Consider the following 6,210-nt stretch of genomic DNA (forward strand, 5'->3'; position numbering starts at 1 on the left):
CCGCTCACCGTCCGGTGAACTGGGGTGCGCGCTTCTCTTTGAACGCAGCGAGCGCTTCGGGCATGTCGTCGGTGCGGGTCAACAGCGCCTGTCCGCGGTTCTCGAGTTCCAACGCGGCTTCATACGAACCGATTTCACTGTTTCGCTGGATTGCACGCTTGGACATACGGACGCCGCCGGGCGAGTTCTGCGCGATGAGCCGGGCCATCGCCATCGCTTCGTCGAGCAGATCGTCGGACGGCACAACCTGATTGACGAGTCCGATCCGCAGCGCTTCGTCGGCCTCGACGATGCGGGCGGTGAACCCGATCTCGGCTGCACGCGCCGGGCCAACCAGACGAGCGAGGTTGAAGGAGGTGCCCAACTCCCCCATGGACAGACCGACCTTCACGAATGCGGCACTCATCTTGGCGGTCGGCGCGGCCAGGCGGATGTCGGCGGCGAGAGCGAGGGCGAACCCGCCGCCGGTGGCCGGCCCGTGGATGGCGGCGATCACCGGGAACGGCAGGTGCCGGATGGATTGGATGCCGCCCGTGGCGGTTTCCTGGAACTTCAAGAACTCCCGCACGCCCATCTTGGTGATGACGTCGATCTCGTCGAGGTCGAAGCCGGCGCAGAAGGCCCGTTCACCGGTGCCGGTGACGATGAGGGTGCGCAATCCGCTGTCCCGCAGCGCCCGTCCTGCGGCCAGGTATTCGTGGAACATCGCGACGGTCTGCGAGTTCATTCGGTCGGGCCGGTTCATCCGCAGGATGCCGATGCCCGGTTCGGCTTCGGTGAAGGTCAGGGTATCGAGGGAGGGGAAGTCGATGCTCATCGGTGGCCTGCTCTGCTCGGTGGGGTGAAAGTCGCGGTCAGTTGCCCTGGAACACCGGCGGGCGCTTCTCCTTGAACGCGGCCAGGGCTTCGGGCATGTCGGAGCTGCGGGTGAGCAGCGCTTGTCCGCGGTTCTCGAGCTCGAGCGCAGCGGCATAGGAGCCGACCTCGAGGTTGGCCTGCAGTGCCCGCTTGGACAGTTGCACTCCGCCAGGGGAGTTCGACACGATCTGCTCGGCGAGACCGAGCGCGTCGGCGACCACGTCGTCGTCGCTGACCCAGTTGACCAGTCCCAGGTCGGCGGCTTCGTCGGCCCCGACGATGCGTCCGGTGAAGCAGATCTCGCTGGTTTTGGCGGGACCGATCAGCCGGGGGAGCAGCCAGGAGGTGCCGAGGTCACCGGCCGAGAGCCCGATGCGGACGAAGGCAGCATTGAATTTCGCTGCGCTGCTGCCGATCCGGATGTCGGCGGCCAGCGCGAGGGAGAATCCGCCGCCGGCGGCGGCGCCGTTGACCGCCGCGATGACCGGTACCCGAATGGAGCGGATCGCCGAGAGTGCTCGCGCGGCGCGTTCCTGTTGATCGAGCATGCCGAGTGCGCCGAGGCTGGGGAGGTTGTCGGCGTCGGCGAGGTCGTAACCCGAGCAGAACGCCTTGCCCGCGCCGGTGATGATGACGACGCGGAGGTCGTCTTCGGTGTCGAGGCCCCAGGCGAGTTGTTCGAGTTCGATGAACATGGTGTTGGTCATCGCGTTGTAGCGGTCGGGCCGGTTGAGGGTGACGACGACGATGCCCGGCTTCACCTCTTCGGCGAGGAATGTCTCGAACCGTTGGTCGAGGGTCTTCATCTGGACTCCTTGTACTCCACGCGGATTGGGGTCAGCGGAACTGCGGCTTGCGTTTGTCGACGAAGGCGCGGATGCCTTCGGCCGCTTCACCGTCTTCGAACAGCGACTGGATCTGCTCGACCTCGAAACGGGCACCCTGATCGAACGGCAGGTCGAAGGCCGCGTCGACAGTCCGGACCACCGACAGTTGCGCCGGCAGCGACGGGCCGAGAAGTTGCTCGGCGAACTCGAGCGCGGCTGCGGTGACATCGCCGTCGGTGAGGCGGTCGACGAGTCCGATGCGGAAGGCCTCGTCGGCGAGCACCTGGCGTGCGGTGAGCATGATGTCGAGGGCACGGCCGCGGCCGACGAGACGCGGGAGTCGTTGGGTGCCGCCCGCACCGGGGATCAGGCCGAGCTTCACCTCTGGGAGCCCGAATCGGCCGTTGGGGCCCGCGACGCGCAGCGTGGCGGCCATCGCGAGTTCGAGGCCGCCGCCGAGGGCGACGCCGTCGATGGCGGCGATGGAGATCCACTGCGATGCGGCGAGGCGGTCGTTGACCTCACGCATCTTGTCGCCGTAGGCGGTGAAGCTCGTCGCGTCGATGGATGACAGGTGTTTGATGTCGGCGCCCGCGGCGAAGAAGCCCGGAATGGCCGAGCTGATGACCATGACCTTGACGTCACCGGCCTTCTCTGCGGCATCCATGGCCAGATGCATACCGTCGAGCAGCGGGATACCCAGCGCGTTCGCCGGGGGGCGTTCGAGCGTGACCGCGGTGATACCCGGGGACACCGCCTTCCAGGTGACCACGTCCTGCGGCTGATCCGCCATTTTCGTCCTCACATTTCGTCTGTTCGTCTGCGCCGACACCTATGCCTGAGCCGACCGAGCTCGCCGGAGTGGCCGTTCAATACACCCAGCGGGGCCGTCCTCCGCCGGCTGAGCAGCCCGGAGCGCTAGCGGAGGGCGTCGTCGAAGCCTTCATTCGACGCTATCGACACCGACACTTCAAGTCAACCATTATTTTGGTATGACCAAAATACCGCAGCGTGACACTCCGCGCCGATACGGTCGCATGCAGCCTGTTGGTACTGATAAATTAGGTACGACCATAAGCACAGAAAGCAGGTAGTGATGGCCGAGTCCAGCGCGGTTGCACGACACCCGGTTCAGCTACAACCGATGCAGGTGCCCAAGGCATCCGACGTCCTGGCCAATGACCTGCGTGAACGCATCCTGCGCGGCGAGTTTCCCGAGGGCACTGCCCTACCGCCGGAACGCGAGCTGGTCACGCAGACCCGGATGAGCCGCACCACGGTGCGTGAGGCGCTGCGGATTCTCGAGGTCCAGGGCCTCGTCGTGATCAAGACCGGTCGCTCCGGTGGCGCGTTTGTTCAGCAACCAGGCGGCGACTCCGTGGCCACGTCGGTCAACCTGCTCATCCGCGGACAGCAACTACGACTGACCGACCTGCTGGAGACGCGTGAGGCCATCGAGCCGGCATGCGCGGGACTGGCGGCGAAGTACCGCAACGACGACGACATCGTCGCGCTCGAAGCGGCGAACACATCGCTCGGCGATCTCGACATCCCGCTCGAACGGTTTCTGCAGGCCAACGTCGACTGGCACATCGGTGTCGCGGTCGCCAGCCACAACGAACTGCTCACCGGATTCATGACCGCACTCTCCACCGCCATCTACAGTTCCACCGAGAACAAGGCGTTCGTCGACGACGAGGTGCGCAAAACCACGTACAAGGCACACAAGACGATCACCGACGCCATCAAGGCCGGTGACTCCGCGGCAGCGACCCGTCGGATGACCAAGCACGTGCACGGATATGCCGAAGCCGTTGTGCAGGTTGAGGAGCGTACGGAGATCGATCTGCGGGAGGGGTGACACAAGCGCTAAAGATGTTTCGGTAATAGGGTGAGTGCTAGTCACAAAGAAAGTCCGGTGTGGTTGAGGAAGCCGTAGCAGAGATCGTGACTGGCGGCGACGCGGTTGAGTCCGGCTTCGGCGGCGATGCGTGCTTCTTCGATGGTGTCGGGACAGAGGTTGCCGAGCTCTGTGGATTTGATGTTGCCCCAGACTTGTTCGATGGCGTTGAGTTCGGGGGCGTAGCCGGGCAGGCGTTCGGTGCGCAGCCAGTGCTTCTGGGTGTCGAGCCAGGCTTTCATCGCCCGGGAGCGGTGCGAGGGTAGGCCGTCCCAGATCACGATCACCGGTACTCCGTTGAAGTGGTCATGCAGGCCGGCAAGGAACTCGATGAGTGTCTCGGTGTTGTAGGACCCGGCGCGCAGACTGTAGGAAAAGGCTGATTCGCTGCGGTCGGGCCGGTAGGCCAGCACGCCGGAGACCGACATGCGTTTCCAGGAAAAGCGATGGTGGAGAACGGGTGTGACGCCGCGTGGCGCCCAGGTCGCGCGGACTGCTGGCAGTAACGAGAAGCCGCTCTCGTCTTGGAAGCAGATCCAGGCGCCCAGGCGCCGCGCTATTCTTTTATGCGTGGCCATTCCTTCTTGCGCCAGGTGACGATAGCGTCTTCGTCTCGTTCGACGGCGCGGCGGGCGGGGCGTTGGCGGGTCCAGCCGAGCCGGTCACGCAGGATCGACCAGGTCTGAGTGCGTGAGTAGTGGACCGAGAACATCCGCTCGATGACCTCGCCGACCCGGTCGAGGGTCCACATGTCGGCAACGAAGCCATTAGCCTTGGGGCCCTTGGTTAGTTCGGTTTCCAACTCCGCGATCTGTTCATCGGTGAGCCACGGCTTGCGGCCGGCTCGGCGTGCGCCGTCGAGCGCGTCGCGCCCACCCTCGGACCAGGCCTTGAACCAGCGCGACACGGTTTGCTGGGACACCTCCAATTCGGCGGCAACCTCGACCTGACGCTTCCCGGCGGCGAACATGTCGGCTGCTCGCATGCGCCGATCCCGTAAAGCGTCGAAATCCCTGTCACCGCTGGATTTCCCGCTCTTCTTCCGTGTTCCACCCCGTGTGGGATTTGATTCCATGCATCAATTATCCAGCAGCTCAACAGGATTAGCGCTGATTGACACACCCTATTACCGAAACCTCTTTAATACGCTTGCCCGAGTGGTTTCGCACGCGTCGGGCTCGCTGCGCTCGCTCGTCGCTGCTCAACCAGCGAAGCCGCTCCCTTTCCGCTGGTTGAGCAAGCCCGGCGACGTGAGCCGAGCGCGTCGAAACCTCTGTGTGTTGGTTGCAGGACAGCTGGTTTCGACGGACGCCGCCTCGGCTAACGCCTCGGGGGCTGCTCAACCAGCGGTAGGGCGGGGGACTCTGCGAGCGGGGCGGCGTATTAACCAGCGGCAGGAACCGAAAGGTACTGGCGCAGGCCGGCCAGGATGTGGCCGTTGATGGCTCGGGTTTCGGCATCGGTGAGTCCCCAAGGTGGGGCGATGAGGTCGAGGTGGTCGAAGCCGTCGGGGATGCGGGCAAGGGCATCGGGGAATTCGGCTGGGGTGCAGGCGATGGCGATGGTGTCGATCATGTCGTCGGTGACCGCGGCGATGACACCCTCGGTATCGCGGGCGCGGGCGGCCTGGCGGATCTGGTCCTGCTCGGCGCTCCAGCCGTGCAGCGCGAAGAGTCGGTCGTAGACGCGCGAGGCCGCGTACTGGCCGATGGCGTAGGCGATCTGCCGTCGGGCCTTGTCCACGTCGTCGTCGATACCGCACATCCGGATGCCCATGATGGTCACGTCCGACGGATCGCGGTCGGCGAGCGCTGCGCCCTTGGCGATCTCCTCGGCAACCGGACCCCGAACATAGTCGGCGGTGTACATCGGGTGTCCGACAAGACCGTCGGCGTGCTGACCGGCGGTGCGCAGCATCAGTTTGTTGACGCCGGCGATCCAGATCGGAATCTCGGGCCGCACGGGCTCGGACACATCCGAGGTGGGCGCGATGTGCAGCTGGTAGAACCGGCCGTCGTGGTCGACCGGGCCCTGGTGCAGGTGCCACAGCTTCTTGAGTACGGTGAGCAACTCGGCCATGCGTTCGGCCGGGGCCTCGCCGCTGACCCCGTGCCAGGCCTCCATCATCTTCGGGGTGCCATTGCCGAGGCCGAGAATGATTCGGCCACCAGACAGTTCGTCGAGGTCGCGCGCTTCGGCCGCCCACATGAGCGGACTGCGGCCGACACCATAGGCGATATTGGTGCCGATCGAGATGGTCTCCGTGCCGGCGGCGAGCATGGCCATCGGTACGGTGGCCGATCGGCTGTAGAGCTCACTGGTCCACACCGCGGCGCAACCGATCTCCTCGGCCTCCCGGGCGAGGTCGACCATAGTGGTGAAGCGCTCGCGTCCCGTGCCCACGCCGAAGGCGTTGACCCCGAATGTCGTCATGTCAGTAATCCTGTCGCGGGTGGTGTGGTTTCGACAACGCTTCCTTCGCTGGCGCTCCGGATGCTGCTCAACCAGCGGGGAAGCGCTGCGTGAGGAGGTGGTTTCGACAACGCTTCCTTCGCTGGCGCTCCGGATGCTGCTCAACCAGCGGGGAAGCGCTGCGTGAGGAGGTGGTTTCGACAACGCTTCCTT

General features: G+C 65.1%; 7 protein-coding genes. 1 reads left to right on the plus strand and 6 read right to left on the minus strand.

Features of this window, described 5'->3' with window-relative positions; genetic code table 11:
* Nucleotides 1-4: 4 nt before the first annotated feature.
* From ACWDTI_RS09975 to ACWDTI_RS09985, 3 genes are read right to left on the minus strand one after another with little or no spacing between them, the layout of a single operon-like run.
* The gene (locus tag ACWDTI_RS09975) at nt 5-817 is read right to left on the minus strand and encodes an enoyl-CoA hydratase/isomerase family protein (protein ID WP_449737908.1); all 813 of its coding nucleotides are present in this window, start codon (nt 815-817) and stop codon (nt 5-7) included.
* Between the two features lie 37 nt (nt 818-854).
* Nucleotides 855-1,664 carry an enoyl-CoA hydratase/isomerase family protein gene (locus tag ACWDTI_RS09980; RefSeq protein WP_449737909.1) on the minus strand — a complete coding sequence of 270 codons (810 nt, stop codon included), beginning with the start codon at nt 1,662-1,664 and terminating at the stop codon, nt 855-857.
* 31 nt (nt 1,665-1,695) lie between these two features.
* A complete protein-coding gene (locus ACWDTI_RS09985; protein ID WP_449737910.1) occupies nt 1,696-2,478 on the minus strand; it encodes an enoyl-CoA hydratase/isomerase family protein in 783 nt (260 codons plus the stop codon).
* A gap of 303 nt (nt 2,479-2,781) precedes the next feature.
* Here ACWDTI_RS09985 and ACWDTI_RS09990 point away from each other — a divergent pair, with 303 nt between their 5' ends.
* Complete coding sequence (locus ACWDTI_RS09990) at nt 2,782-3,546, plus strand: FadR/GntR family transcriptional regulator (RefSeq protein ID WP_449737911.1); 765 nt, start codon at nt 2,782-2,784, stop codon at nt 3,544-3,546.
* A gap of 41 nt (nt 3,547-3,587) precedes the next feature.
* Here the strand turns inward: ACWDTI_RS09990 and ACWDTI_RS09995 are convergent, their stop codons facing one another.
* The 3 genes from ACWDTI_RS09995 to ACWDTI_RS10005 form a co-directional block, all read right to left on the minus strand.
* The gene (locus ACWDTI_RS09995; RefSeq protein WP_449737912.1) at nt 3,588-4,163 is read right to left on the minus strand and encodes an IS630 family transposase; all 576 of its coding nucleotides are present in this window, start codon (nt 4,161-4,163) and stop codon (nt 3,588-3,590) included.
* Nucleotides 4,142-4,660, minus strand: a complete 519-nt coding sequence (locus ACWDTI_RS10000) for a winged helix-turn-helix domain-containing protein (protein ID WP_449737913.1) — start codon at nt 4,658-4,660, stop codon at nt 4,142-4,144. Before ACWDTI_RS10000 ends, ACWDTI_RS09995 begins: the two co-directional genes overlap by 22 nt.
* A 308-nt stretch (nt 4,661-4,968) precedes the next feature.
* Nucleotides 4,969-6,018, minus strand: coding sequence for an LLM class flavin-dependent oxidoreductase (locus tag ACWDTI_RS10005; RefSeq protein WP_449737914.1), 1,050 nt, complete (start codon nt 6,016-6,018; stop codon nt 4,969-4,971).
* Nucleotides 6,019-6,210 lie beyond the last annotated feature (192 nt).

Source organism: Gordonia sp. NPDC003424 (genome assembly GCF_053588655.1).